The following is a 25,962-nucleotide window of genomic DNA, read 5'->3' as shown; positions in this document are numbered from 1 at the left end:
GCAATCGATAGACGCACGTTATGTAGTAGCGAGCTTGCTCGCGAAGAACGTAATAACACCGCGGGGTAGCAGATACCCCGCGTTGTTGTTACCGGCGACGTTTCTCGATGTTGTAGACAAACGGAGCAACGATCTCGATGCTGCCGTTTTTCAACATGTCGGCCGGTGGCTTGGGCAGCGGCTGGGCACGACGGATCATGTCCAGGGTCGCGCGGTCCAGGTCGGCGTTGCCGGAGCGGCCCACCAGCTCATAGGACAACACCTTGCCTTCGGCATCGACCACGAAACGCAAGCGGTTCAAGCCTTCCTTGCCTCGTGACTGGGCGCCTGGCGGGTACTTCTTGTACTTCGCCAAGTGGCCGAGCAAGGTGCTTTCCCAGGTGGCCTTGGCAGCAGTCTGCTGCGGCGACGGACCGGGTTGAGGTTGAGCCGATTTTTCCGTAGGCGCGTTGTTCTGAGGGCTCTCGCTCGGCGGGTCTTCGGAAGGTTTTTCCTTGGGCGGCTCGGGCTTCTTCTCAGGCTTGGGCGGCTGTGGTTTTGGCTTGGGCTTGACCGGCTTGGGTACCGAAATCGTTGGTTTCGGTGCTTCGGCCAGTTTCGGCAATAGCAGCTCTTCCACCGGCGCAGGCGGTTGCGGCGGCGTCACCACTTTCGGCGGGGCCGGAGGCGGTGGCGCCGGCATCGGCGCCAGGTCGATGACCATGGCGGCCGGTGGCAGCTGGACCGTATGTGGCGCCGACCACTGGAGCGCGATGATAATCGCGACGGCGTGGACGCCCAGCACGACGGCGAGGCTTGTGCCATAACGCGTCAGTTTGTGGCGCGTCGTGATCATTTCTTGGCTGCCGTCTCAAGTCCGACCAGGCCTACCTTGAGGTAGCCGGCTGCCCGCAGGGCATCCATCACGTGCATCAGGTCGCCATAGTCCACGCCTTTGTCGGCCTGGAAGAAGATGGTCGTGTCTTTCTTGCCCTGGGTCTTGGCGTCGAGCACAGCGCCCAGGGTTTCGGATTTGACTTCTTCTTCGCCCAGGAACAGGCGCTGGTCGGCCTTGACGCTGAGGAACACCGGTTTCTCTGGCCGTGGCGCAGGTTTCGCGCTGGAGGCGGGGAGGTCAACCTTGATGTCCACCGTGGCCAAGGGTGCTGCCACCATGAAGATGATCAGCAGCACCAGCATCACGTCGATAAAAGGCGTGACGTTGATTTCGTGGTTCTCGACGAGTTCGTCGTCGCCTTGATTCAAATGCAGGCCCATGGCCGATTACCCCACTTTCACCATGTGCGGTTGCGAGCTGCGCTCGGTAGGCTGGTGATCGAGGTCACGGCTTACCAGCAACAGGACTTCTGCCGACGCATCCGACACCTGAGCCTTGTAGCCGGCGATCGAGCGGGCGAAGACGTTGTAGATCACCACCGCAGGAATCGCCGCCACCAGGCCCAGGGCCGTTGCCAGCAGGGCTTCGGCGATGCCGGGAGCAACTACGGCGAGGTTGGTGGTCTGGGTTTTGGCGATGCCGATAAAGCTGTTCATGATGCCCCACACGGTACCGAACAGGCCGACGAAAGGCGCGGTGGAACCGATGGTGGCGAGTACGCCAGTACCGTTGCTCATGTTGCGACCGCAAGCTGCAACCAGGCGCTCAAGACGGAAGCTCACACGCTCCTTGATGCCTTCTTTTTCGCGGCTGTTGGCCGACAGGCGCATTTCTTCCAGCGCGTCGTGGACCAGCAGGTGTGCCAGGGTGCCCTTTTTCGCCGCGCTTTCGCTGGCTTCCTTAAGGGTGTTGGCTTTCTTCAGGTTGACGATTTCAGTGCGCAGGCGGCGTTTGGCGCCCAGCAGCTCGAAGCCCTTGGCGATCCAGATGGTCCAGGTGATGATCGAGGCGATGGCCAGGCCGATCATCACGATCTTTACGATGATGTCGGCGTTCTGGTACATGCCCCAGGGCGACAGGTCGTGGGCCATGCCCAGGGTGTTGTCTTCTTCCAGCACAACGCCGGTTTCTTCATCTGGAGTAACGCCGTCGGCTGCGACCGGGTCGGTGGCCGCGGGTGCGGCAGCCGGAGCGCCAGGCGCTGCTGCGTTGTGTTCTGGCGCTGGAGCCGCCGCTGGTGCGGTGGTGGCTGGCTGTGTAGCCGGGGCCGTTACATCGGCGAACGCAGCGGTCGGTGCCAGCAGAACGCTGAACAGCACCGCAGCGATCGCACGCGAGAAGCGGGATGGACTGTGAGGCTTGGTTGGCGAAGCGGGGATTTTATTGCGCGTCATGCTGGCCGGACCTGAGAAAAAAAATGAGTGGCTGTCCTGCCAGACCGGAACGGGTCGAGGACAAATGGGTGGTTATTATTGCAAGTAATTCTTGTTAACAAAAGTAATACAGTTACTTTATTTCTCAGTTTGCTAGCCGCTGGTCGTCTGTGAAGGCTAATCTTGACCTTTAAGAATGGAGTTTTGTGATGTCTGCGCCTTCTGTTGTGATTGCCGGTTGTGGCGATGTTGGTAGCCGCCTGGCCACCCAATTGCTGGCCTCGGGGTGGGAGGTTCATGGCCTGCGGCGTGATATTTCACGCCTGCCTGAAGGGGTGATCGGCATTGCCGGTGATCTGTTCATTGAAGACTGCCCGGACACCTGGCCAGTGGGCGGGGTGGATTACCTGGTGTATTGCGCGGCTGCTACCGATCACGATGAGGCAGGCTATCGCGCCGCTTATGTTCAAGGGTTGCAACATGTGCTCGATTGGCTGAAAGATTATGGCCAGGAGCCCAAGCATCTGTTGTTCGTCTCCAGCAGCAGTGTCTACGGGCAGCAGAACGGTGAGTGGGTCGATGAAAACTCGCAGACTCAGGCAGGTGGCTACTCGGGTCAGGTCATGCTGGAGGCTGAACAGGTCGCACTGAAGAGCGGCGTCCCGGCCAGTGTGGTGCGTTTGACCGGCATTTACGGCCCAGGTCGCGAATGGTTGTTAAGCCAGGTGCGCCAGGGTTACCGCGTGGCGATTGATCCACCCTTGTACGGCAACCGGATACACGTCGATGACGCGGCGGGCCTGTTGGCCTTTCTGTTAAGGCATGTGGAGCAGGGTGGTTCGCTGGATGACTGCTATATCGGCGTCGACGATGCGCCTGCGCCATTAGCTGAAGTGGTGGGCTGGTTGCGTGAGTACCTCGGGGTGACCGAATGGGCCGAGGATGCCAGCGTACGTCGCGCCGGCAGCAAGCAGTGCAGCAACGCACGGGCCAAGGCGTTGGGCTGGGTGCCGACTTATCCAAGTTATCGCGAAGGGTATGCGGCGATTCTTGAGGGCGGGCGCTGAGTGTCAGCCAAAGAAAAAGGAGCCTCGGGCTCCTTTTTTTTCACTGTTTTTCCAGCAACCACTGCCGCGACCCTGGAGTAAACGAAGGCACTTCGTCAGCCTGGGAGGTATTGATGGCTTGGAAGATCTCCAGTTGCGCACCTTTACGGGCAAAAATCCATGGGTTGCCCTGGCCGCCTTGTTGCAGCCAGATGCTGTCGTAGCCGCCGCTCATGGAGGCGCAATCGCCAGCCAGGCACAGCGAGTACTGGTCTGCTCCTGGCAAACCGGTCACTTGGCCGTTGGCTTGAAATTGCACGGTGGCGCCTTGGCCGTTGCCACTGGTGATTTTCCAGGTGCCGCCCATATAGGCCGAGTACAAGGCTCGTTCAAAGTTGGCGCCCAAGGGTGCACCTTCGGGTGCGGGGTCCTTGGAGCGATCGAAGAGTTGCTCCGGCTCGTTGTCGTTGGCGACTTGCAACAGTTGTTTGCCATCGCGCTTGAGCTCGGTGGTGGAGCTGCCATAAAAATCAACACTCCAGGCGCCGGACTTTTCGCCCAGCAGCTTGCCTTCAGGGCGTTCAAAACCATTGAAGTAGCGCGCCTGGTTGGCCTTGGTGTTGACCTCCCATTCGAGGTTCGGACCATAGGCCTGCAAGGCTTCACGCAAAGGCCCACCCTTGGACGCTGTATCAATGGCGACTTGATTGATCCAGGTGCCGCTGACATCAAGGTCGGCAGGATTGCTGGCGCAACCGCTGAGCAGCAGGGCAAGCAATGAAGAGGCAACGAGCGCTTTGCGCATTACAAAATCCTTTCAAAACGAAGTCGGCGCAGCCGTTTTTTATAGAGAAGAAGAGCTGCGCCGGGTGTTTTACTCGATGACCAGAATCGCGTCCATCTCAACCTGTGCGCCCTTTGGCAGAGCGGCAACGCCAATGGCGGCGCGGGCTGGGTACGGTTGTTCGAAGTACTTGCCCATGATCTCGTTGACCTTGGCGAAGTGGCTCAGGTCGGTGAGGAAGATGTTCAGCTTGACGATGTCCTTGAACGAACCGCCAGCGGCTTCGGCGACCGACTTGAGGTTTTCGAAGACTTGTACCGTCTGGGCTTCGAAGCCTTCAACCAGTTCCATGGTTTTTGGGTCCAGGGGAATCTGGCCGGACATGTAAACGGTGTTGCCCGCCTTGATCGCCTGGGAGTAAGTGCCGATGGCTGCAGGTGCCTTGTCGCTGGTGATTACTGTCTTGGTCATGAATGACTCCTTGTAATGGGTGGGCTACGCACGCATGCGAGTGATGCGGATGACTCCGGTCAGGGCACGCAGTTTCTTGATCACGCGGGCCAGGTGCACGCGGTCGTGCACGCTGACCACCAGTTGGACCACGCTGATGCGACCATCGCGCTCGTCCATGCTGATTTTCTCGATATTGCCGTCGGCCGCGTTGACGCTGCTGGCCAGCAGGGCGATCAGGCCGCGCTGGTGTTCCAGCTCGACCCGCAGTTCGACGTTGAATTCGCCGGTGACATCCTTGGCCCAGGACAGCTGGATGCATTTTTCCGGGTTGTGGCGGATTTCGCTGATATTGCGGCAGTTGTCCAAGTGCACGACCATGCCTTTACCCGCGGACAAGTGGCCGACAATCGGATCCCCTGGAATCGGCGTGCAGCACTTGGCGTAGCTGAGCACCAGGCCTTCGGTGCCGCGAATCGCCAGTGGGCCTTCGGGGCTTGGCAGTTGTTCGCCTTCGCCCAGCAGGCGGCGGGCGACTACATAGGCCATGCGATTGCCCAGGCCGATATCTTCAAGCAGGTCTTCGATCAGTTCCTGGCGGTACTCGTGGAGCATCGCCTGTATGCGCTCTGCCGGGATTTTTTCCAGGGAGCTGCCAAAGCCGTTGAGCACCTTGTTCAGCAGGCGCTCGCCCAGGCTGATGGACTCGGAACGACGCTGCAGCTTCAGGGCATGGCGAATATGGGTGCGCGCTTTGCCGGTGACCACGAAGTTGAGCCAGGCCGGGTTCGGGCGTGCGCCCGGTGCGCTGACGATCTCCACCGTAGAGCCACTTTGCAGCGGTTCTGACAGCGGGGCCAGGCGGCGGTTGATCCGGCAGGCGATGCAGCTGTTGCCCACGTCCGTGTGCACCGCATAGGCAAAGTCGACCGCAGTGGAGCCTTTTGGCAGCTCCATGATCCGGCCTTTGGGCGTGAAGACGTAGACCTCGTCCGGGAACAGGTCGATCTTCACGCTTTCGATAAATTCCAGGGAGTTGCCGGCGCGTTGCTGCATTTCCAGTACGCCCTTGACCCACTGGCGGGCTCGGGCATGAGTGCCCTTGGGCTGCTCGTCGCCGCTGGATTTGTACAGCCAATGGGCGGCGATGCCGTTGTTGGCCATCTCTTCCATTTCCCGAGTGCGGATCTGGATCTCGATCGGAACCCCGTGCATGCCGAACAGCGTGGTATGCAGCGACTGATAGCCGTTGGCCTTGGGAATGGCGATGTAATCCTTGAAGCGTCCCGGCAGGGGTTTGTACAAATTATGTACAGCGCCCAGTACGCGGTAGCAGGTATCGACCTTGTCGACGATGATCCGAAACGCATAGACGTCCATGATCTCGTTGAAGGCTCGACGCTTGCCGCGCATCTTCTTGTAGATGCCGTAGATGTGTTTCTGCCGGCCGCTGACTTCGCCTTCGATCTCGTCGATCGCCAGGCAATGGCTCAGGGACTCTTCGATCTTGTTGACGATTTCCTTGCGATTGCCCCTGGCGCGCTTGACTGCCTGGTAGATGCGCGCGGAACGCATTGGGTACATCGCCTTGAAGCCGAGGTCTTCGAATTCGATACGAATGGCATGCATGCCCAGCCGGTTGGCGATGGGCGCGTAGATTTCCAGGGTTTCCTTGGCGATGCGCCGGCGCTTTTCACCGGACAGCACTTCCAGCGTGCGCATGTTGTGCAGCCGGTCGGCCAGCTTGACCAGGATTACCCGGATATCCCGAGCCATGGCCATGGCCATCTTCTGGAAATTTTCCGCCTGGGCTTCGGCCTTGGTCTCGAAATTCATCTGGGTCAGTTTGCTGACCCCGTCGACCAGTTCGGCCACGGTTTCGCCAAATTGCGCACTGAGCGCTTCCTTGGCAATACCGGTGTCTTCAATCACGTCATGCAGCATCGCGGCCATCAGGCTCTGATGGTCCATGTGCATGTCGGCAAGAATATTGGCCACCGCAAGAGGATGGGTGACATACGCCTCGCCGCTGCGCCGGCGTTGGCCGTCGTGGGCTTGTTCGGCGTAGAAATACGCTCGGCGGACCAGGTTGACCTGGTCTGGGCCGAGGTAGGTCGATAAGCGATCGGCGAGGGCGTCTATGCTCGGCAAAGGAATGACTCCTGCCGCAAGCGTTGACCCCGCGCCGTGCTGCGTCGACCTGGCATAGGCTTAGACGGCCTCGTTGGACTCGTCCTCGAACGCGAACAGTGGTTCGTCTTCAACGATTTCGGCGTTGGCGATGAACTCGTAGCTCATCAGGCCTGCCGCGATTTCGCGCAGGGCCACAACGGTAGGCTTGTCGTTTTCCCACTGCACTAGGGGCTCTTTGCCACCAGTGGCCAGTTGACGGGCACGCTTGGTAGAGAGCATGACCAGTTCAAAGCGGTTTTCCACGTGGTCTAGGCAGTCTTCAACGGTTACGCGGGCCATGGTATTCCTCGGAGCGAATGCAATATGCGCGCTGCCCGGTTGGGCGAGCGGACTGAACAGTTTAAAAAATCACCAGCGTTTAGGGAAGCGCTGATTTTCACCGGCCATCGCAAACGCGCTGCAAGTGCCAATGTAAGGCCCTTACAGCGGTTTTAGGAAGAGCCTGTCAGCCGAGCAATTCGGCCAATAATTTGCCAAAACGTTGTTGCTGGCGTTTTTGCTGGAGCTGATTGGCACGAAAAATCGACTTCAGGTCCTCCAGTGCGTGGGAAAAATCGTCGTTGATGATCAGGTAGTCGTAGTCGACGTAGTGGCTCATTTCGCTGACGGCTTCGCGCATGCGGCCCTCGATGATCTCGTCGCTGTCCTGGCCGCGATTGGTCAGGCGCTGGTGCAAGGCTTCAAGAGACGGCGGCAAAATGAAGATCGAGCGGGCTTTGGGCATCAGTTGACGCACTTGCTCGGCACCCTGCCAATCGATTTCCAGGATCAGGTCGTGGCCTTCGTCCAGGGTTTGCTGCAAGTGGCTTTGCGAGGTGCCATAGAGGTTGCCGAATACTTCGGCACGCTCCAGGAAGTCACCGTGTTCGATCATCTTCACGAACTCGCTGCGTTCGACGAAGTGATAGTTCACCCCGTTTGCCTCGCCAGGGCGCATGGCGCGGGTGGTGTGGGAGACCGAGACACGGATCTCCTGATCAGTGTCGGTCAGAGCCTTGACCAGGCTGCTCTTGCCCGCGCCCGAAGGGGCGGAAATGATGTACAGGGTGCCGGTGCTGTGGGTCATGTCGGGGTAGCCTTACTCAATATTCTGTACTTGTTCGCGCATTTGCTCGATCAACACTTTGAGGTTGACCGCAGCGGTGGTGCTGCGCGGATCGAAGGCCTTGGAGCCTAGTGTATTGGCTTCGCGGTTGAGTTCCTGCATCAGGAAGTCCAGGCGCCGACCAGCGGCACCAGCGGACTTGAGCACGCGGCGAACTTCCACGATGTGGGTGCTCAGGCGGTCGAGCTCTTCGGCGACGTCGCTCTTTTGCGCCAGCAGGACCATTTCCTGCTCCAGGCGCACCGGATCAAGTTCGGCCTGCATGTCGGCGAAGCGGTCGAGGACCTTCTGGCGCTGGGTGGCAAGCATCTGCGGCACTAGCTCGCGCAGAATGATTACGTCTTCTTCTATGGAGGTCAGGCGCTCGTTGATCAGCCGGGCCAGTTCGGTGCCTTCGCGCTCGCGGCCGGCCTTGAGTTCCTTAAGGCCTTGGGTGAATAGGGCCAGGGCTTCAGCGTTCAGGGCTTGTGGGTCGGTGGCGTCGGCCACCAGCACGCCGGGCCAGGCCAGGACTTCCAGGGGGTTCAACGCGGCGGGTTGCTTGATCAGGCTGGCGATGGTTTCGGCGGCGGCTACCAGTTGTGCAGCCCGTTCGCGGTCGACCTGCAGCGGCTTGCCGGTAGTCTCCTCGGTAAAGTGCAGGGTGCATTCGAGCTTGCCACGGGACAGGCCCTGGCGCAGCGCTTCGCGAACCGCTCCTTCGAGATCGCGAAAGGACTCCGGCAGGCGCAGGTGCGGTTCCAGGTAGCGGCTGTTGACCGAGCGCAGCTCCCAGCTCAGGGTGCCCTGGACGCCGGCTTTTTCGACGCGGGCAAAGGCGGTCATGCTGTGCACCATGGAGGTACCTCGCGATGCAGTCCCGCAAACCGTGGGGTAGGGCGGGCTGATGGGTGAATTGAAGCCGACAGGCTGCGAAGGCGCAGGATTGTAGCGCAACGCAACGAGCGGCCCCAAACGCTGGCTGTGACAAAGAGTTGAAGGCACGCTTCAGAGCGCTTCTTGGTAACCGGATTTTTTAGAACTGCCCAGGCGCGGCTGGCGGCTCTATAATGCTCGGCAGTTTTTCGTCCTCCGTACAGGTGTTCCCCTATGAAACGTCCAAGTGGTCGCGCTGCCGATCAGCTCCGCTCGATCCGCATCACCCGCAACTACACCAAACACGCCGAGGGATCTGTACTGGTCGAGTTTGGCGATACCAAGGTTATCTGCACCGTCAGCGTCGAAAATGGCGTGCCGCGCTTCCTCAAGGGCCAGGGCCAGGGTTGGTTGACCGCCGAATACGGCATGCTGCCGCGCGCCACTGGCGAGCGTAACCAGCGTGAAGCCAGCCGCGGCAAGCAAGGCGGCCGCACCCTGGAAATTCAGCGCCTGATCGGCCGTTCCCTGCGTGCGGCGCTGGACATGACCAAGCTGGGCGACGTCACCCTGTACGTCGATTGCGACGTGATCCAGGCCGACGGCGGCACCCGTACCGCGTCCATCACCGGTGCGATGGTTGCTCTGGTCGATGCCTTGAAAGTGATCAAGAAGCGCGGCGGCCTGAAAGGCGGCGATCCACTCAAGCAGATGATCGCTGCAGTTTCTGTAGGCATGTACCAGGGCGAGCCTGTGCTGGACCTGGACTATCTTGAAGATTCGGCTGCCGAAACCGACCTCAACGTGGTGATGACCAGCTCCGGTGGTTTCATCGAAGTCCAGGGCACGGCCGAAGGCGCGCCATTCCAGCCAGCCGAGTTGAACGCCATGCTGGCATTGGCCCAGAAAGGCATGACCGAACTGTTCGAACTGCAGAACGCCGCGCTGGCTGACTAAGCCACGCCCAAGGAGCAAGGCCATGAGTGACAGTCAGCTTCCACAGCCAACGCCGAGCCAGGAAGTTCGCCAGTGGGCGATGTTCTGTCACTTCGCGGCGTTTCTGGGGATGTGGTTTCCGTTCGGTAACCTGCTGGGACCGTTGATCCTGTGGCAGGTCAAGCGTGAGATGGACCCGTTCATCGACGCCCAGGGCAAGGAAGCGTTGAACTTCCAGATCACCGTGGCCATTGCTTCGGCGATTTGCTACCTGCTGATGTTCGTGCTGATTGGCTTTGCGCTACTGGCGTTGGTATTGATCGGTGCGCTGGTACTGACCATTATTGGTGGGATCAAGGCCAACCAGGGGATTCCCTATCGGTATCCGTTTACCTGGCGGATCGTTAAATAGGCGCCCCACAAAAAACAAAAAAGCCGACAGCGATGTCGGCTTTTTTGCATCCTGGAATCGACCTTAGATGGTCAAGGTCCAGTCGTAGTCCACGATCAGCGGCGCGTGCTGCGAGAACCGTGGTTGACGCGGCAAGCGTGCACTGCGAACAAAGCGGCGCAGGCCAGGGGTCAACAACTGGTAGTCAAAACGCCAGCCCAGGTTGAGCATCTCAGCCTGTTCGTTGTCCGGCCACCAGCTGTACTGGTCGCCTTCGCGGCTGACTTCGCGCAGGGCATCAACATAGCCCATGTTGCCGACAATCTCGTCCATCCAGGCCCGTTCCGGCGCCAGGAATCCCGGGGATTGCTGGCTGTCGCGCCAGTTCTTGATATCCAGCTTTTGTTGCGCCACGTACAGCGAGCCACAGTAAATGTACTCGCGACGTTTGCGTCGCTGTTTATCCAGATAACGGGCGAAATCGTCCATTAGCTTGAACTTCTGGTTCAAGTCTTCATCGCCGTTCTGCCCTGATGGAAGCAGCAAGGTCGCGATGCTGACCTTGTCGAAATCGGCTTGCAGGTAGCGCCCGTAGCGGTCGGCTGTCTCGAAGCCGAGGCCGCTGATGACCGCCTTGGGTTGCAACCGCGAATACAAAGCCACGCCACCTTGGGCGGGAACTTCGGCATCACAGGCATAAAGGAAGTAGCCATCCAGTTGGAAGGCTGGGTCGTCCAGTTCAAAGGCGGAGGCGCGGGTGTCCTGCAGGCAGATGACGTCGGCATTCTGGGCTTGCAGCCAACTGAGCAAACCACGCTCGACTGCAGCCTGAATACCATTGACGTTCACACTGATGATCCGCATAAATGGCCCCAAAAATCGCGTGCGTGTATGATACACGCCGTCTACCTAATTAGCTAAATCCGTGGTATCTGAGGCTTTTTTCATGCAGGCGTATCAACGCGATTTCATTCGTTTTGCCATCGATCGCGGTGTTTTGCGCTTCGGTGAGTTCACCCTCAAGTCCGGGCGCACCAGCCCGTACTTCTTCAACGCGGGCCTGTTCAACTCGGGTTCTGCCCTGGCGCAGTTGGGTCGTTTCTATGCGGCGGCCATCGTGGAAAGCGGTATTTCCTTCGACGTGCTGTTCGGTCCGGCCTACAAAGGCATCCCGCTGGCCGCCGCGACCGCTGTGGCCCTGGCTGAACATCACGGCCGGGATTTGCCGTGGTGCTTCAACCGTAAGGAAGCCAAGGCCCATGGTGAAGGTGGCAGTCTCGTAGGTGCTCCGCTGACTGGCGATGTGCTGATTATCGATGACGTGATCACCGCTGGTACGGCGATTCGTGAAGTGATGCAGATCATCGCATCCCAGGATGGCGCCAAGGCCGCCGGGGTGTTGATCGCCTTGAACCGCCAGGAGCGAGGCAACGGTGAGTTGTCGGCGATCCAGGAAGTGGAGCGTGACTTCGCGATTCCAGTAGTCAGCATCGTGTCGCTGAATCAGGTGTTGCAGTTCCTGGCAGATGATCCGCAGCTCAAGCAGCATTTGCCGGCAGTGCAGGCGTATCGCGAGCAGTTCGGCGTCTGATTTTCCCCGGGCAATAAAAAAGACCCCGCCCAACAAGGTTGAGCGGGGTCTTTTTGTTTCAGCGCTGTTTAAGGGCGCTTGCGATTACTGATCAGCGTACCCACACCGGTGTCGGTGAAGATTTCCAGCAAAATCGCGTTTGGAACCCGGCCATCGAGAATCAGCGAGCTGCCGACGCCGCCTTGCACCGCTTCCAGCGCGCAACGAATCTTCGGCAGCATGCCGCCGTAGATGGTGCCGTCGGCGATCAGGTCGTCCACCTGTTGGGTGGTCAAGCCGGTCAGGACCGCTCCCGACTTGTCCATCAAGCCGGCGATGTTGGTCAGCAGCATCAGCTTCTCGGCCTTCAGCGCCTCGGCCACCTTGCCGGCCACCAGGTCGGCGTTGATGTTGTAGGACTCGCCGTTGGCACCCACGCCAATCGGCGCGATCACCGGGATGAAGTCGCTCTTGACCAGCAGGTTCAGCAGGTCGGTATTGATCCCGATCACTTCACCCACTTGGCCGATATCGATGATTTCCGGCTGGGTCATTTCCGGCGTCTGGCGGGTGACGGTGAGCTTTTTCGCCCGGATCAGCTCGGCGTCCTTGCCGGTCAGGCCGATTGCGCTGCCGCCGTGACGGTTGATCAGGTTGACGATGTCCTTGTTCACCTGGCCGCCGAGAACCATCTCCACCACGTCCATGGTCTGCGAGTCAGTCACGCGCATGCCATCGATGAAGTGACTCTCGATGGACAGGCGCTTGAGCAGGTCGCCGATTTGCGGGCCGCCACCGTGAACTACCACCGGGTTGATCCCGACGGCTTTCATCAACACGATGTCGCGGGCAAAGCCGGTTTTCAGCTCTTCGCTTTCCATGGCATTGCCGCCGTACTTGATCACCAACGTCTTGCCGACGTAGCGTCGAATGTAAGGCAACGCTTCGGAAAGGACCTTGGCGGTGTTGGCGGCGGCTTCGCGTTCGAGGGTCATTCAGGGCTCCGGGGCAAAAAAATCAGAACGGTAGTTGGAGATCAGGGGCAACACGTTTCAACTGGGCGTGGAACACATCCTTGATGCGCTGCAACTCAGCCTCGGTATCCGCCTCGAAACGCAGCACCAGCACCGGGGTGGTGTTGGACGCGCGAACCAGGCCCCAGCCTTTGGCGTAATCGACTCGCACGCCATCAATGGTGGTCAGGTTGGCGCCTTCGCCCCATTGCGCATCGTGCAGTGCGTCAATGATGCTGAATTTGCTCTCTTCGGTCACATGGATATTGATTTCCGGCGTAGAAATATCGTCCGGGAAGGTCGCAAACAGGTCTTCGGCAGTGGATTTCTCCTTACTGAGGATCTCCAGCAGGCGCGCGGCGCTGTAAATGCCGTCGTCAAAGCCGAACCAGCGCTCCTTGAAGAACACGTGCCCGCTCATTTCGCCAGCCAACAGGGCGCCGGTTTCCTTCATTTTCTTTTTGATCAACGAATGACCGGTCTTCCACATTAGCGGGCGACCACCGTATTCCTTGATCAGCGGTGTCAGGCGGCGGGTGCATTTGACGTCGAAGATGATCTCGGCGCCAGGATTGCGTGCCACCACGTCGCGGGCGAACAGCATCAGCAAGCGGTCCGGGAACACAATATTGCCGGTGTTGGTCACCACGCCAACGCGGTCGCCGTCGCCATCGAACGCCAGGCCCAGGTCAGCACCGGTTTCCTTGACCTTGGCGATCAAGTCCACCAGGTTTTCAGGTTTGCCCGGGTCCGGGTGATGGTTGGGGAAACTGCCATCGACGTCGCAGAACAGCGGGATTATTTCGCAGTTCAGGGCTTCGAGCAGTTGCGGGGCGATCACGCCAGCTGCACCGTTGCCGCAGTCCACCACCACTTTGAGGCGTCGGTCGAGCTTGATGTCGCGGGTGATTTCGTCCGAGTAGCGCTGAAGAATATCGACCTTGGTGATACTGCCCTTGCCGCTGGTCAGGTTGTTGGTCTTGAGGCGGGTGTGCAGGGCCTGGATCTGTTCGTTGGCCAGGGTGTCGCCGGCAATCACGATCTTGAAGCCGTTGTAGTCCGACGGGTTGTGGCTGCCGGTGAGCATCACGCCCGACTTGCCAGCCAGCACATTGGCGGCGTAGTACAGCGCCGGGGTTGGCACCAGGCCGACATCGCTGACATGGCAGCCGCTGTCGGCCACGCCCTGGATCAGTCGCTCCACCAGCTCAGGGCCGGACAGGCGCCCGTCACGCCCCACGCAAACGTTGGGCTCGCCCTGGGCCAGGCTCTGGGAGCCAATGGCGCGGCCGATCCAGTAGGCGGTTTCGGCGGTCAGGGTCTTGGGCACGACGCCACGGATGTCGTAGGCGCGGAAGATGCTGTCGGGAAATGTCGGTGCGACGTGGGCTGCGTTGCTCATCACTGGGAAACTCCATCGATACGGGGCTGGACAGGCCTAAATGTTGCTGACCGGCAGGCTCAGACTGAAGGGTATGACGGCATTTTTGGCATAGAGTTCGTGGTGCAAAAGTGCCACCTGCGCCGCAGAACCACTTCCCTTACTGCTTAATACCTTGATTTCACAAGGCAAATCTTCTTGATAGGCGCTGCGCATTATTCATCCTGAAAGCCATGCGTTGGCTGCGGGCCGGGCAGGGTGCCCGGCCTGGATCAGCGTGGTCAGTGGTTGCCGGAATGCCCGAAACCACCTGCGCCGCGTTGGGTTTCGTCGAACTCTTCAACCAGTTCAAAGTGTGCCTGCACGACCGGAACCAGCACCAACTGGGCAATGCGCTCGCCGACCGCGATGTTGAAAGCAGTCTGGCCACGATTCCAGCAAGACACCATCAGTTCGCCCTGATAGTCCGAGTCGATCAGGCCCACCAGGTTACCGAGGACGATGCCGTGTTTGTGGCCCAGGCCGGAGCGCGGCAGGATCAGTGCAGCCAAGCCGGGATCGCCCACATAAATCGACAGGCCGGTAGGGATCAGTAGGGTCTGGCCAGGCTCAAGAACGGTGTCCTGCTTGAGCATGGCGCGTAGGTCGAGGCCGGCGGAGCCCGGTGTGGCGTAGGCCGGCAGCGGGAATTCGTTGCCGATGCGGGGGTCGAGGATCTTGGCTTGCAAAGCGTGCATGGAAATTAAACCTGGTTCAGCCGTTGGGCGATAAAAGAGATCAGTTGGCGGGCAATCTTGCCTTTGCTGGTCTGGGCGAAAAGGGTGGCGTGCAGTTCGCGGTCGATCACGCTGCAGGCGTTTTCCTCGCTGTTGAAGCCGATGCTCGGGTTGGCGACATCATTGGCAACGATCAAATCGAGGTTTTTGTCTTTCAATTTGCGAGCGGCATAGTCCAGCAGGTGCTCGGTTTCGGCGGCGAAGCCGACACTGAACGGGCGATCCGGGCGAGTGGCGATGGTTGCCAGAATATCCGGGTTGCGGACCATTTGCAGGAGCAGGCCGTCGCCGCTCGTAGGGTCTTTCTTGAGTTTTTGTGGAGCAATGACTTCCGGGCGGTAGTCCGCGACCGCTGCCGAGGCGATAAACAGGTCGCAAGGGATTGCCGCTTCGCAGGCCGCGAGCATGTCACGGGCGCTGACCACGTCGATGCGGGTGACACGGTCAGGCGTTGGCAAGTGCACGGGGCCGGTGATCAAGGTGACGCGGGCGCCGGCTTCTACCGCTGCTTCAGCCAGGGCAAAGCCCATTTTCCCGGAGCTGTGGTTGGTGATGTAGCGCACCGGGTCGATGTTTTCCTGGGTCGGACCTGCGGTGATCAGCACGTGCTTGCCGGTCAGGGCCAAGTGCTGGAAACACTCGGCGGCACACAGCGCCAGGTCAGTGGCTTCGAGCATACGGCCCATGCCCACGTCGCCGCAGGCCTGGCTGCCGGATGCCGGGCCGAAGACCTTGAGGCCACGGCTTTGCAGCAGTTGGGTGTTGGCTTGGGTGGCTGGGTCGTGCCACATGGCCTGGTTCATCGCGGGAGCTATGGCGACGGTAGCGTCGGTGGCCAGCACCAGAGTGGTCAGCAAGTCATTGGCAATGCCCTGTGCCAGGCGGGCGATCAGGTCGGCGGTGGCGGGTGCGATCAGCACCAGGTCGGCCCACTTGGCCAGTTCGATATGGCCCATGGCGGCTTCCGCCGCCGGGTCCAGCAGGTCCAGGTGAACCGGGTGCCCGGACAGGGCCTGCATGGTCAACGGGGTGATGAACTCGCTACCGCCACGGGTCATGACCACGCGCACTTCGGCGCCTTGGTCCAGAAGCCGGCGAACCAGTTCTGCGCTCTTGTAGGCGGCAATGCCGCCGCCGACGCCGAGAACGATGCGTTTCCGATACAGACGCTGCATTGGCTTGCCTTTCCAGTTCAGTGATGGCGTTGCGATGCCCCCTCCCCAGGTGAAATCGCACGCAAAAAGATGGGCTAAGATAACACAGCGACCGCCACGCAACAGCGGCGCACATGCACACGGAGGTGCTATGAGTATTCGCGATTGGCCCGCGGCGGAGCGCCCGCGGGAGAAACTTTTGGAGTTGGGTGCGGCAAATCTTTCCGATGCCGAATTGTTGGCGATTTTTCTGCGCACCGGGGTGGCGGGCAAAAGTGCGGTGGATCTGGCGCGTCATCTGCTGAAGCAGTTCGGCAGTTTGCGTGCTCTGCTGGAGGCCAAACAGGCGCAATTCAGCCAGCACCTGGGGCTGGGCCCGGCGAAGTTCGCCCAGCTCCAGGCCGTGCTGGAAATGGCCCAGCGCCATCTGGCCGAGCGGCTGCGTCACGATTCGGCGTTGGAAAGCCCAATGGCAGTGCGCGATTACCTCAAGGCGCTGTTGCGCCATGAACCCCACGAGGTATTTGGCTGCCTTTTTCTCGATTCAAGGCATCGGGTGTTGGGTTTCGAGAAGTTGTTTCAAGGCACCATCGACAATGCCACGGTGTACCCAAGGCAAGTGGTCAAGCGTGCCCTGGCCTATAACGCGGCTGCGCTGATCCTGTGTCACAACCATCCTTCCGGGAGCGCCGAGCCAAGCATTGCCGACCGCAAGCTGACGAAGCTTTTGCAAAAAACCCTGGAGTTGGTCGACGTGCGAGTACTGGACCACATCATTGTTGGCGACGGGGATCCGTTGTCCATGGCCGAGTACGGGTGGATGTAGAAAGGCAGCTGCAAGGGGCAAGCTGCAAGCCTCAAGTTAGCTTGCAGCTTATGGCTTGACGCTCACCCGCGAGTAATCCTGACGCCCGAACGGGCTGACCTGATACCCCTCGACATTTTTGCGCGTCAGGGCAAAGGCCGTGGGGTGTGCCAGGGGCAGCCACAGTGCCTGTTGCTGGATCTGCGCCTGTGCCTGTTGATACAGCTTGCTGCGCACTCCTTGCTCGCTGGTGGTCTTGCCGGCGCTGATCAGCTTGTCCAGTGCAGGGTCGCAATAACGGGCGAAGTTGGTGCCGGATTTCACCGCCGCGCAGGAGAATTGCGGGGTCAGGAAGTTATCCGGGTCGCCGTTGTCGCCCGCCCAGCCCATGAACAGCAAGTCGTGTTCGCCGGCCTTCGCGCGGCGGATCAGTTCGCCCCACTCGATTACGCGTATTTCGGCCTGGATGCCAACTTTAGCCAGGTCCGCTTGCAACAACTGAGCGCCCAGGCTTGGGTTGGGATTGAGCAAGCTGCCTGAAGGTCGGGTCCAGATAGTGGTTTTGAAACCGTCCTTGAGGCCGGCTCTTTCGAGCAGCACCTTGGCCTTGGCGACGTCCTGGGGATAGCCTGGTAACTCCTTGGCGTAGCTCCAGGTATTGGGTGGGAAAGGGCCATTAGCGGCTTCGGCAGTGTCTTCGAATACCGCTTTGAGGTAGCTGGCCTTGTCGAAAGCCAAGTTGATCGCCTGACGTACTTCTGGCTTGTCCAGAGGCGGATGCTGGCTGTTGATAGCGACGAAGGCGGTCATAAAGGCGGCGGTTTTTTCCACCTTGAGTGCGGCGTCCTGCTGGGCAGCACCAATATCCAGTGGCTTGGGCGACAGGGCGATCTGGCACTCGTTGCGCCGCAGCTTTTGCAGCCTGACGTTGGCGTCCGGGGTGATGGCAAAGATCAAGTTATCCACAGCAGGTTTGCCGGCGAAGTACTCCGGGTTGGCCTTGTAGCGGATAGATGCGTCTTTCTGGAAGCGCCCGAAAATGAACGGTCCGGTACCGATCGGTTGGCTGTTGAGCTTTTCCGGGGTGCCAGCCTTGAGCAATTTACCGGCGTATTCAGCCGGGTATATCGAGGCAAAACCCATACTCAGTGCGGCCAGGAACGTTGAATCGGCATGGTCCAGCGTAAAGCGCACGGTCAGTGGGTCCAGAGCGTCGATTTTCTTGATCAGCGCTGGCAGTTGCAGGGATTGCGCATGAGGGAAACCGCTCTGGGCGATCTTGTGCCACGGATTGGCTGGATCGAGCATGCGCTCGAAGCTGAAGCGCACGTCTTCAGCGGTCAAGGTTCGACTTGGGTTGAAATACGCGGTGCGGTGGAATTTAACGCTTGGGTGCAGTTTGAAGGTGTAGGTCAGGCCGTCAGGCGAGACGTCCCAGCTGTCGGCCAGGCTGGGAATCAGCGTACCGCTGGCGGCGTCGAAGTCCACCAGGCGATTCATCAGCACGTCTGCCGAGGCGTTGGTGGTGGTCAGCGAGTTGTATTGCACCACGTCGAACCCTTCGGGGCTGGCCTCGGTACAGACGCTCAAGGTGGTGGCTGCAAAGGCCTGTGGCGCAAGAAAAAGCGGGGCTAGCAATAGCGGCAGGGCAGCGAGGCGCATGGTCGGTTTCCTTTGCAGATCGAAGGCCCATCTGCGAGTGCAGTCTGGAAAAGTCCTACCGTAGTGGGCTGATTGATAAATGACTAGCCCATTTTTGCCTGTGCTTTTGCCTCAAATGCTGTTTTGATGGCGTCTCAGGTCGTTTTGCCGGACATCTTACGGTGTGCGCAATCGCTGTAAATCATTCTGTGCGACGAGCGGTTCACTCGTGCAGCGGCCCACCCTGGCAACGGTTCAGGCGTTTGTGGGCGAGATTTACACCGGTAAAAATACACGGACTGTTGTTGCACTTGGGTCTTTCTGGTATAAAGCAGCGCTCTTTTCTAGGGGCCCGGTTCCTTCGCTAGTAGGTGTAGCCGGTAAGACCCTAAAGAAACGCGGCGCCTGGCGCCAAATGACTGAGAGATTAAGCGGCCAACCCATGCCGGGTTGGGCATGTGGTTTTAGAGGGCTGAGGCATGTCGAGAGTCTGTCAAGTTACCGGTAAGGGTCCGGTGACTGGGAATAACATTTCCCACGCAAATAACAAAACCCGTCGTCGTTTCCTGCCTAACCTGCAGCATCACCGCTTCTGGGTTGAAGAAGAGAAACGTTTTGTTCGTCTGCGCGTATCTGCCAAAGGCATGCGCATCATCGACAAGCGTGGCATCACTGTCGTGCTGGCCGAAATCCGCCGCGCTGGCAAGATTTAAGGAGCTCTATCATGCGTGAATTGATTCGAATGATCTCTAGCGCCGGTACTGGTCACTTCTACACTACCGACAAGAACAAGCGTACTACCCCGGACAAGCTCGAAAAGAAAATGTTCGACCCGCGCGTTCGCAAGCACGTGATCTACAAAGAAGGCAAAATCAAGTAATTGGTTTTCTTTCTGAAAAAAAGCCCGCATCTCACGATGCGGGCTTTTTTTTGCGCTCGAAAAGCCCTCGCTGCGCAGCCGCAGTAAAAAGGCCCCTGCCGCTTTGCCTTGGACTTAAGGCATCGCAACAAAATCTCGTAGAAGGTGTATGTCAGGAAGGTAGATAAATCAGGCCTTTTGTTCAAACACTACATAGATCTTGCGGCACGCCTCCAGCACTTCCCAGGTGCCGATAAAACCTGCCGGAATCACGAAGCGATCACCGGCGCGCAGGGTCTTGGCGTTGCCGTCGACATCTCGCAGCACGGAAACACCTTGTACGATTTCGCAGTATTCATGTTCGCTGTAGTTGACCTTCCATTGCCCAACGTCACCTTCCCAGACCCCAGCGTTCATCTGGCCGCATGGGCTGTTGTAGTGGTTGTAGACGGTTTGCTCGGGATCGCCCTTGAGGATTTTTTCCGCGGCCGGGCGATAGCGCTCGGGCTCGGTCTTGGCCTGGCTGAAGTCGACGATATTCTGAATGTTCATGTGCGTATCCCGTCTGGCCTGCGGATGGAGGACTCAAAGTCTATGTTTATTAAAATGAACATCGCAAGGGTGTTTACCGCTGTTGTGTCAAATATATTGAAACATCCCCGGCGGCTGGTTTAGGGTGGTGGGTGCCTTGAGCCGAACAGCTGGCTGGCCGGGCAAGCATTCTTCAAAGGTACCCGAGCACCATGCCGGGCCCTTGTATTCAATAAGAGGAGGACACTCGCATGACCACCCTGACCCGTGCCGACTGGGAACAACGCGCCAAGGATCTGAAGATCGAAGGCCGCGCTTACATCAATGGCGAATACACCGATGCCGTCTCCAGCGAGACCTTCGAGTGCATCAGCCCGATCGATGGCCGCCTGCTGACCACCGTCGCCAGCTGTGACGTCGCCGACGCCCAGCGCGCCGTTGAAAACGCCCGCGCCACCTTCAATTCTGGCGTCTGGTCGCGCCTGGCGCCAAGCAAGCGTAAAACTACCATGATCCGTTTCGCAGCACTGCTCAAGGCCAATGCCGAGGAGCTGGCGCTGCTGGAAACCCTGGACATGGGCAAGCCGATCAGCGATTCCCTGGGCATCGACGTCCCTGGCGCGGCGCAAGCCCTGAGCTGGAGCGGCGAAGCCATCGACAAGATTTACGACGAAGTTGCTGCCACGCCCCATGACCAACTGGGCCTGGTGACCCGTGAGCCGATCGGGGTGGTCGGTGCCATCGTGCCGTGGAACTTCCCACTGATGATGGCCTGCTGGAAGCTGGGGCCGGCGCTGTCCACCGGTAACTCGGTGATCCTCAAACCGTCCGAAAAATCGCCGCTGACCGCCATCCGCATCGCCGCCCTGGCCGTCGAAGCCGGTATCCCCAAAGGCGTGCTCAACGTGCTGCCGGGCTACGGCCACACGGTGGGCAAGGCTTTGGCGCTGCACATGGACGTCGATACCCTGGTGTTCACCGGTTCCACCAAGATCGCCAAGCAACTGCTGATCTACTCCGGCGAATCGAACATGAAACGCGTGTGGCTGGAAGCCGGCGGCAAGAGCCCGAACATCGTGTTTGCCGATGCCCCGGACCTGCAAGCCGCTGCCGAATCCGCCGCTGGCGCCATTGCCTTCAACCAGGGCGAAGTCTGCACTGCAGGTTCCCGCTTGCTGGTAGAACGCTCGATCAAGGACACCTTCCTGCCGCTGGTGATTGAAGCGCTCAAGGGCTGGAAGCCGGGCAACCCACTGGACCCTGCGACCAACGTCGGCGCGCTGGTGGATACCCAGCAGATGAACACCGTGCTGTCGTACATCGAGTCCGGGCATGCCGATGGCGCCAAGCTGGTGGCCGGTGGCAAGCGCATCCTGCAGGAAACCGGCGGCACCTACGTTGAGCCAACGATTTTCGACGGTGTGAACAACGCGATGAAAATCGCCCAGGAAGAAATCTTCGGCCCGGTGCTGTCGGTCATTACCTTCGACAGCGCTGAAGAAGCCATCGAGATCGCCAACGACACCCCGTACGGCCTGGCCGCTGCGGTGTGGACTGCCAACATCTCCAAGGCGCACCTGACCGCCAAGGCACTGCGTGCCGGTAGCGTATGGGTCAACCAGTACGATGGCGGGGATATGACCGCGCCATTTGGTGGCTTCAAGCAATCGGGCAACGGCCGCGACAAGTCGCTGCACGCGTTCGACAAGTACACCGAACTGAAATCGACCTGGATCAAGTTGTAAGTAACCCCGGCGATCCCCTGTAGGAGCGAGCTTGCTCGCGATGGACTTGAACGATGACGCGGGCATGCTGAATGCATGCAGCGCTCTCAGGTTTTTCGCGAGCAAGCTCGCTCCTACAGTTCGTTTACGGTCTGAAAAATAATTATCCACAGGAGCATGGAAATGCGTTGGGCGACTTACTTCGCCGTCCTGGCCTCGGTGTTGAGCGTCGGCCTCGCCCTGGGCATGAGCATGCCGCTGGTGTCCCTGCGCCTGGAAAGCTGGGGCTACGGCAGCTTTGCTATCGGTGTCATGGCGGCGATGCCGGCCTTCGGTGTGTTGTTGGGGGCCAAGGTGTCCAGTGGTCTGGCCTCGCGGTTGGGCACGGCGAATCTGATGCGTCTGTGTCTGTGGGCCGGTGCGATTTCCATCGGCTTGCTGGCGGTATTGCCCAGCTACCCGGTGTGGCTGGTGCTGCGCCTGATGATCGGGGTGATCCTGACCATTGTGTTCATCCTCGGCGAAAGTTGGATCAACCAACTGGTGGTGGAGCAATGGCGAGGGCGGCTGGTGGCGCTTTATGGCTGCAGCTATGCCCTGAGCCAGCTGTCGGGGCCGCTGTTGCTGGGCGCGCTGGGCACGGATAACGACATTGGCTTCTGGGTCGGCGTGGGCTTGCTGACCTTCTCACCGATAGTGCTTTTGGGTCGATCAGGGGCGCCGACCGCCGAATCCCTCAGTGTGACCTTGGGCGACTTACTGCGCTTCTGCCAGGGCTTGCCGGCGATTGCCTGGGCGGTGGCCTTGTTCGCTGCCTTCGAGGCGATGATTCTTACGCTGCTACCGGTGTATTGCCTGCAACAAGGTTTCACGGCCGAGATTGCCCTGGCCATGGTCAGTACGGTGGTAGTGGGCGATGCACTGCTGCAATTGCCGATTGGTGCGCTGGCCGATTACCTGCCCCGGCGCACCCTGTTTATGGGCTGCGCACTGCTGTTGCTGGTGTCGAGCCTGGCGATTCCGCTGCTGCTGGATACGTTGCTGATCTGGCCGGTGTGGGTGCTGTTTGGTGCCAGTGCTGGTGGCCTGTTCACCTTATCGTTGATCCTGATCGGCGAGCGCTACCGCGACGATGCGCTGGTGCGCGCCAATGCCCATATCGCGCAGTTGTGGGGGATCGGCTGCTTGATCGGGCCACTGGTGGCCGGCGCAGGCAGCCAGTGGATTAGCGGGCATTCGCTGCCATTGCTGATGGCGGCGGGGGCGTTTGGGCTGGTGATTTTGCTGCTGCGCCAAGGCGCATTTGGCGCTACACAGTCCGTGTAGGAGCAAGCTTGCTCGCGATGGTCGTCAACGATAACGTTTGCTGCCTGAACGAACGCGGCGCTCTCGGGTTTTTCGCGAGCAAGCTCGCTCCTACAGCATGCGCTCCAGGCCAACAGTAGTCGCGAACCAGGCATTGAACCTGCGCCACCAGCTCCCCGGCTCACGGGGCAGTGTATGCAGCTGACCGTTGTCTTCCGTCACCCACACCACCTGCCCATCCTGCAGCTTGGCTTGATAACTCAAAGCTGGCGCCATGCCTTCCAGCGCCAGGTTGCGCACGTGTTCGGCCAGCTCCGGGCTGTCCACTAACACGCCGACTTCGGTGTTCCACAGCACTGAACGCGGGTCGAAGTTGAAGGAGCCGATAAACGATTTTTTCCGGTCAAAGATGATCGCCTTGCTGTGCAGGCTGGAATCCGAGCCGTGGAATGAGCCGCTGCGCAACAGATGCGGGCCACTGCCGCCGCCTCCTCCCGGTTGACGGCGCAGCTCGTACAGCTTCACTCCATGCTCCAGCAAGGCCTTGCGGTAGGGCGCGTAGCCACCGTGCACCGCTGGCACGTCGGTGGCTTCCAGGGCGTTGGTCAGCAGGCTTACCGATACACCCGCGTCGGCCCGGCCGGTCAGGTACAGCAAACCAGGCTGGCCGGGCACGAAGTAGGCTGAAATCATCATCAGTTCGTGACTGACGCCTTCCAGTTCCGGTGCCAGTTGCGTGGTCAGCAGCAGCCGTGGATCGGGATCGGCCTTGGCCAGGACTTTGCTCGGCGCATCCCATAAAGCCTGGTTCCATGCCCAGATCAGCTCGCGGCGCCAGATGTTCATGCGCGGTTGGGTTTTGTAGGCCATCAGGCGGCGATAGAGTGCGTGGTTTTGCTGGCGGGACTCGGCCAGGGATTCTTCCAGGCGCAAGCGGGCGGCGGCCAGGTCGCGTGAGGAAGGCGCAGTGGAGATGAATTCGTCAATCGGTTTGCTCAGGGCGCTGTTCCAATACTGATCGAAGCTGTGGCCAAGTTGCTCGGCCACCGGCCCGACGCTGAGCATGTCGATATCGGTGAAGTTCAGGTTGGGTTCGGCATCGAAATACTCATCCCCCAAGTTGCGTCCACCGACGATGGCCACGCTGTTGTCCGCCAGCCACAGCTTGTTGTGCATGCGCCGGTGTTGCAGCGACAGGTTGAACAGCCGGCCCATGGCCCGGGTCACGCCGGTGCTGCGGCCCAGGTGCAGCGGGTTGAACAGGCGAATCTGGATTTGCGGGTGGGCGGCGAGGGTGGCGATGATCTCGTCCAGGCCATCGCTGGTGGTGTCATCCAGCAGGATACGCACCCGCACGCCACGGTCAGCGGCCTTGAGCAGTTCCTCCACCAGCATCCGCGTGCTGATGCCGTCATGAACGATGTAGTACTGCAGGTCGATGCTGGTCTGGGCGTTGCGGATTAGTTCGGCGCGGGCCATGAACGCTTCGCTGCTGTTGGGCAGCAGGCGAAATCCAGAGCGGCCCTGGTACGGCGCGGCCTGGGCCTGGATCGAGCGGCCGAAGGAGGAGCCCATCGCTGGCATGGCTTGGCTGGGTGTACGCGGCACATTCACGGTGGCGCAACCGGCCACGCCCAGGAATCCCAGCAGGAAAAGCGCTAAAAGCCGTTGGCTCATCAAGGGTGTGGGTTCCGAATCAGGGCGGTTATCGCCATATGACGGTAATTTTCCGCGAAAGGTCAGTCCAGGCCTTGCTCCGTTTCGGCCAGCAACTTGATGGCCGCCGCACCGACCTTGCGCACCGCCTCTTCAATCTGCGGCGTTGGCTTGGCAGCGTAGTTCATCCGCAGGCAGTTACGGTATTTGCCTGAGGCGGAAAAGATACTTCCCACAGCAATCTGCACGCCTTGGTCGATCAGCGCCCGATTGAGCTTTAGGGTGTCGAACCCCTCCGGCAACTCCACCCACAACAGGAAGCTGCCTTGGGGGCGGCTGGCGCGGGTGCCGGTCGGGAAGTAGCGGCTGACCCAGTCGAGCATCAGGTCGCGATTACGTTGGTATTGAGTGCGCATCCGCCGCAAATGAGGTTCGAAATGCCCATTTTTGAGAAATTCGGCAATGGCGATCTGCGGTTGGGTGGCGGTGGAGCCGGTGCTGATGTATTTCATGTGCAGCACCCGTTCCAGATAACGGCCCGGCGCTACCCAGCCGATCCGCAGGCCCGGCGCCAAGGTTTTCGAGAAGGAACTGCACAGCAGGACGCGGCCATCGTCGTCGAAGGATTTGATGGTTCTCGGTCGCGGGTAGCTGTAGGCCAGTTCGCCATATACATCGTCCTCAATGATCGCCACGTCAAAGCGCTGGGCCAGTGTCAACAGCGCCCGTTTGCGTGACTCCGGCATGATGTAGCCCAGCGGGTTGTTGCAGTTGGGCGTCAACTGTATGGCCTTGATCGGCCACTGCTCCAACGCCAGCTCCAGGGCTTCGAGGCTGATGCCGGTCAACGGGTCGGTAGGGATTTCCAGGGCTTTCATGCCCGCGCCCTTGAGAGTCTGCATGGCACCGTGGAAGCTCGGCGAGTCAACTGCAACGATATCGCCAGGCTCGCAAATGGCGCGGATGCTGGTGGACAGCGCCTCATGGCAGCCAGTGGTGATCACCAGGTCCTGGGCGTTCAGTTGGCAGCCGGAGTCCAGCAGCAAGCGGGCAATCTGCTCGCGCAGCTCCAGGTAGCCGTAGATGTTGTCGTAATACAGGCCGGGCATGTCCTGTCGGCGGCTGACCTGCGCCAGGCTGCGCAGCAGAGGTTTCATGGTGGGTGACAGGACATCCGGCATGCCCCGGCCCATCTGTATGACGTCTTTGCGCGGGACGGCGCGGATCAGTTCCAGCACTTGGTCCCACTGAGATATTTCCACCGGGCGCTGGGCCGGTCGGCCCACCGCTGGCAATGCCGGCAGCTCTCGACCCACGGGCACGAAGTAACCGGATTTAGGCTTTGGCATCGCCAGGCCGTTGTCTTCCAGCAGCCGATAGGCCTGCTGCACAGTGCTCAGGCTGACCCCATGTTCGACACTCAAGGCCCGTACCGAGGGCAGCCGGTCGCCGGGGCGGTAGAAGCCCTGTTCGATGCGAGTGCCCAGCAGTTCGGCGAGGTTTACATAGAGGGTCATGACGTTTGTTCCCGGTTAAC

Annotated in this window: 27 protein-coding genes and 2 pseudogenes; 10 read left to right on the top strand and 19 right to left on the bottom strand. The window is 59.9% G+C overall.

Annotated features, from left to right (window positions below; all coding sequences use genetic code 11):
- Window positions 1-88: 88 nt before the first annotated feature.
- Genes ACZRJ6_RS08160 through exbB form a run of 3 tightly spaced genes read right to left on the bottom strand, consistent with a single transcriptional unit; the run spans window position 89 to window position 2,271 of the window.
- On the bottom strand, window positions 89-835 hold the full coding sequence (locus tag ACZRJ6_RS08160; protein WP_133100756.1) for an energy transducer TonB family protein: 747 nt from the start codon (window positions 833-835) through the stop codon (window positions 89-91).
- Window positions 832-1,257, bottom strand: coding sequence for a TonB system transport protein ExbD (exbD, locus tag ACZRJ6_RS08155; RefSeq protein ID WP_133100757.1), 426 nt, complete (start codon window positions 1,255-1,257; stop codon window positions 832-834). The genes ACZRJ6_RS08160 and exbD overlap by 4 nt, the downstream gene beginning before the upstream one ends.
- Window positions 1,258-1,263: 6 nt before the next feature.
- A complete protein-coding gene (gene exbB / locus ACZRJ6_RS08150; RefSeq protein WP_463967616.1) occupies window positions 1,264-2,271 on the bottom strand; it encodes a tonB-system energizer ExbB in 1,008 nt (335 codons plus the stop codon).
- 188 nt (window positions 2,272-2,459) lie between these two features.
- Between exbB and ACZRJ6_RS08145 the strand changes: the two genes are divergently transcribed.
- A complete protein-coding gene (locus ACZRJ6_RS08145) occupies window positions 2,460-3,317 on the top strand; it encodes an SDR family oxidoreductase (RefSeq protein ID WP_350615136.1) in 858 nt (285 codons plus the stop codon).
- Between the two features lie 40 nt (window positions 3,318-3,357).
- Here the strand turns inward: ACZRJ6_RS08145 and ACZRJ6_RS08140 are convergent, their stop codons facing one another.
- From ACZRJ6_RS08140 to ACZRJ6_RS08115, 6 genes are all read right to left on the bottom strand, one after another.
- Entirely contained in the window at window positions 3,358-4,101 is a 744-nt protein-coding gene (locus ACZRJ6_RS08140; RefSeq protein WP_463967617.1) for a hypothetical protein, read from the bottom strand.
- A gap of 69 nt (window positions 4,102-4,170) precedes the next feature.
- Window positions 4,171-4,551, bottom strand: coding sequence for a RidA family protein (locus tag ACZRJ6_RS08135; protein WP_003176922.1), 381 nt, complete (start codon window positions 4,549-4,551; stop codon window positions 4,171-4,173).
- Window positions 4,552-4,575: 24 nt separating this feature from the next.
- Window positions 4,576-6,681, bottom strand: a complete 2,106-nt coding sequence (spoT, locus tag ACZRJ6_RS08130; RefSeq protein ID WP_149412564.1) for a bifunctional GTP diphosphokinase/guanosine-3',5'-bis pyrophosphate 3'-pyrophosphohydrolase — start codon at window positions 6,679-6,681, stop codon at window positions 4,576-4,578.
- A 60-nt stretch (window positions 6,682-6,741) separates the two neighbouring features.
- Complete coding sequence (rpoZ, locus tag ACZRJ6_RS08125) at window positions 6,742-7,002, bottom strand: DNA-directed RNA polymerase subunit omega (protein WP_133100762.1); 261 nt, start codon at window positions 7,000-7,002, stop codon at window positions 6,742-6,744.
- 166 nt (window positions 7,003-7,168) lie between these two features.
- Complete coding sequence (gene gmk / locus ACZRJ6_RS08120) at window positions 7,169-7,789, bottom strand: guanylate kinase (protein WP_463967618.1); 621 nt, start codon at window positions 7,787-7,789, stop codon at window positions 7,169-7,171.
- A gap of 12 nt (window positions 7,790-7,801) precedes the next feature.
- Window positions 7,802-8,665, bottom strand: coding sequence for a YicC/YloC family endoribonuclease (locus ACZRJ6_RS08115; RefSeq protein WP_463967619.1), 864 nt, complete (start codon window positions 8,663-8,665; stop codon window positions 7,802-7,804).
- Window positions 8,666-8,917: 252 nt separating this feature from the next.
- Between ACZRJ6_RS08115 and rph the strand changes: the two genes are divergently transcribed.
- Both rph and ACZRJ6_RS08105 read left to right on the top strand, forming a co-directional pair.
- Window positions 8,918-9,640: a ribonuclease PH gene (gene rph / locus ACZRJ6_RS08110; RefSeq protein WP_463967620.1), complete on the top strand. Its 723-nt coding sequence runs from the start codon at window positions 8,918-8,920 to the stop codon at window positions 9,638-9,640.
- Window positions 9,641-9,662: 22 nt separating this feature from the next.
- Window positions 9,663-10,031: a DUF4870 domain-containing protein gene (locus ACZRJ6_RS08105; RefSeq protein ID WP_149412567.1), complete on the top strand. Its 369-nt coding sequence runs from the start codon at window positions 9,663-9,665 to the stop codon at window positions 10,029-10,031.
- 63 nt (window positions 10,032-10,094) lie between these two features.
- On the opposite strand, the gene ACZRJ6_RS08100 is transcribed toward ACZRJ6_RS08105, so the two are convergent.
- Window positions 10,095-10,874, bottom strand: coding sequence for an exodeoxyribonuclease III (locus ACZRJ6_RS08100; RefSeq protein WP_003176915.1), 780 nt, complete (start codon window positions 10,872-10,874; stop codon window positions 10,095-10,097).
- An 82-nt stretch (window positions 10,875-10,956) separates the two neighbouring features.
- On the opposite strand from ACZRJ6_RS08100, the gene pyrE reads away from it, so the two are divergent.
- Window positions 10,957-11,601, top strand: a complete 645-nt coding sequence (gene pyrE / locus ACZRJ6_RS08095; RefSeq protein WP_133100767.1) for an orotate phosphoribosyltransferase — start codon at window positions 10,957-10,959, stop codon at window positions 11,599-11,601.
- Window positions 11,602-11,669: 68 nt separating this feature from the next.
- Here pyrE and argB read toward each other — a convergent pair whose 3' ends face one another.
- From argB to coaBC, 5 genes and pseudogenes are all read right to left on the bottom strand, one after another.
- Window positions 11,670-12,575, bottom strand: a complete 906-nt coding sequence (gene argB / locus ACZRJ6_RS08090) for an acetylglutamate kinase (protein ID WP_463967621.1) — start codon at window positions 12,573-12,575, stop codon at window positions 11,670-11,672.
- A 22-nt stretch (window positions 12,576-12,597) separates the two neighbouring features.
- Window positions 12,598-14,001: pseudogene (locus ACZRJ6_RS08085) on the bottom strand (phosphomannomutase/phosphoglucomutase); the annotation flags it as partial.
- A gap of 30 nt (window positions 14,002-14,031) precedes the next feature.
- Window positions 14,032-14,190: a hypothetical protein gene (locus tag ACZRJ6_RS08080; RefSeq protein ID WP_463967622.1), complete on the bottom strand. Its 159-nt coding sequence runs from the start codon at window positions 14,188-14,190 to the stop codon at window positions 14,032-14,034.
- 65 nt (window positions 14,191-14,255) lie between these two features.
- A complete protein-coding gene (dut, locus tag ACZRJ6_RS08075) occupies window positions 14,256-14,711 on the bottom strand; it encodes a dUTP diphosphatase (RefSeq protein WP_463967623.1) in 456 nt (151 codons plus the stop codon).
- 5 nt (window positions 14,712-14,716) lie between these two features.
- Entirely contained in the window at window positions 14,717-15,925 is a 1,209-nt protein-coding gene (coaBC, locus tag ACZRJ6_RS08070; RefSeq protein WP_133100771.1) for a bifunctional phosphopantothenoylcysteine decarboxylase/phosphopantothenate--cysteine ligase CoaBC, read from the bottom strand.
- 130 nt (window positions 15,926-16,055) lie between these two features.
- Here coaBC and radC point away from each other — a divergent pair, with 130 nt between their 5' ends.
- The gene (radC, locus tag ACZRJ6_RS08065; RefSeq protein WP_149412571.1) at window positions 16,056-16,730 is read left to right on the top strand and encodes a RadC family protein; all 675 of its coding nucleotides are present in this window, start codon (window positions 16,056-16,058) and stop codon (window positions 16,728-16,730) included.
- 48 nt (window positions 16,731-16,778) lie between these two features.
- On the opposite strand, the gene ACZRJ6_RS08060 is transcribed toward radC, so the two are convergent.
- Complete coding sequence (locus ACZRJ6_RS08060; protein ID WP_463967624.1) at window positions 16,779-18,371, bottom strand: ABC transporter substrate-binding protein; 1,593 nt, start codon at window positions 18,369-18,371, stop codon at window positions 16,779-16,781.
- A gap of 458 nt (window positions 18,372-18,829) precedes the next feature.
- On the opposite strand from ACZRJ6_RS08060, the gene rpmB reads away from it, so the two are divergent.
- Together rpmB and rpmG are read left to right on the top strand one after the other, a co-directional pair.
- Window positions 18,830-19,063, top strand: a complete 234-nt coding sequence (gene rpmB, locus ACZRJ6_RS08055; RefSeq protein ID WP_019410280.1) for a 50S ribosomal protein L28 — start codon at window positions 18,830-18,832, stop codon at window positions 19,061-19,063.
- Between the two features lie 11 nt (window positions 19,064-19,074).
- The gene (gene rpmG / locus ACZRJ6_RS08050) at window positions 19,075-19,230 is read left to right on the top strand and encodes a 50S ribosomal protein L33 (protein WP_003176906.1); all 156 of its coding nucleotides are present in this window, start codon (window positions 19,075-19,077) and stop codon (window positions 19,228-19,230) included.
- Window positions 19,231-19,398: 168 nt separating this feature from the next.
- Here the strand turns inward: rpmG and ACZRJ6_RS08045 are convergent, their stop codons facing one another.
- Window positions 19,399-19,761: a cupin domain-containing protein gene (locus ACZRJ6_RS08045; RefSeq protein WP_463967625.1), complete on the bottom strand. Its 363-nt coding sequence runs from the start codon at window positions 19,759-19,761 to the stop codon at window positions 19,399-19,401.
- 230 nt (window positions 19,762-19,991) lie between these two features.
- Here ACZRJ6_RS08045 and ACZRJ6_RS08040 point away from each other — a divergent pair, with 230 nt between their 5' ends.
- From ACZRJ6_RS08040 to ACZRJ6_RS08030, 3 genes and pseudogenes are all read left to right on the top strand, one after another.
- Window positions 19,992-21,485 (top strand): aldehyde dehydrogenase, encoded by a 1,494-nt coding sequence (locus ACZRJ6_RS08040; RefSeq protein ID WP_463967626.1) that lies wholly within the window; start codon window positions 19,992-19,994, stop codon window positions 21,483-21,485.
- Window positions 21,486-21,525: 40 nt separating this feature from the next.
- Window positions 21,526-21,606 (top strand): annotated as a pseudogene (locus ACZRJ6_RS08035) (outer membrane lipoprotein carrier protein LolA); the annotation flags it as partial.
- A 41-nt stretch (window positions 21,607-21,647) separates the two neighbouring features.
- Window positions 21,648-22,790, top strand: coding sequence for an MFS transporter (locus tag ACZRJ6_RS08030; RefSeq protein WP_463967627.1), 1,143 nt, complete (start codon window positions 21,648-21,650; stop codon window positions 22,788-22,790).
- A 90-nt stretch (window positions 22,791-22,880) separates the two neighbouring features.
- On the opposite strand, the gene ACZRJ6_RS08025 is transcribed toward ACZRJ6_RS08030, so the two are convergent.
- Both ACZRJ6_RS08025 and ACZRJ6_RS08020 read right to left on the bottom strand, forming a co-directional pair.
- Window positions 22,881-24,446, bottom strand: coding sequence for a phospholipase D family protein (locus ACZRJ6_RS08025; protein ID WP_463967628.1), 1,566 nt, complete (start codon window positions 24,444-24,446; stop codon window positions 22,881-22,883).
- A 62-nt stretch (window positions 24,447-24,508) separates the two neighbouring features.
- Window positions 24,509-25,942, bottom strand: a complete 1,434-nt coding sequence (locus tag ACZRJ6_RS08020) for an aminotransferase-like domain-containing protein (protein ID WP_463967629.1) — start codon at window positions 25,940-25,942, stop codon at window positions 24,509-24,511.
- Between the last annotated feature and the right edge of the window lie 20 nt (window positions 25,943-25,962).

The sequence above is a fragment of the Pseudomonas sp. C321 genome, from assembly GCF_055407105.1.
The sequence above is the reverse complement of the archived record's forward strand: the minus strand, read 5'-3'. Positions and strand labels throughout refer to the sequence as shown.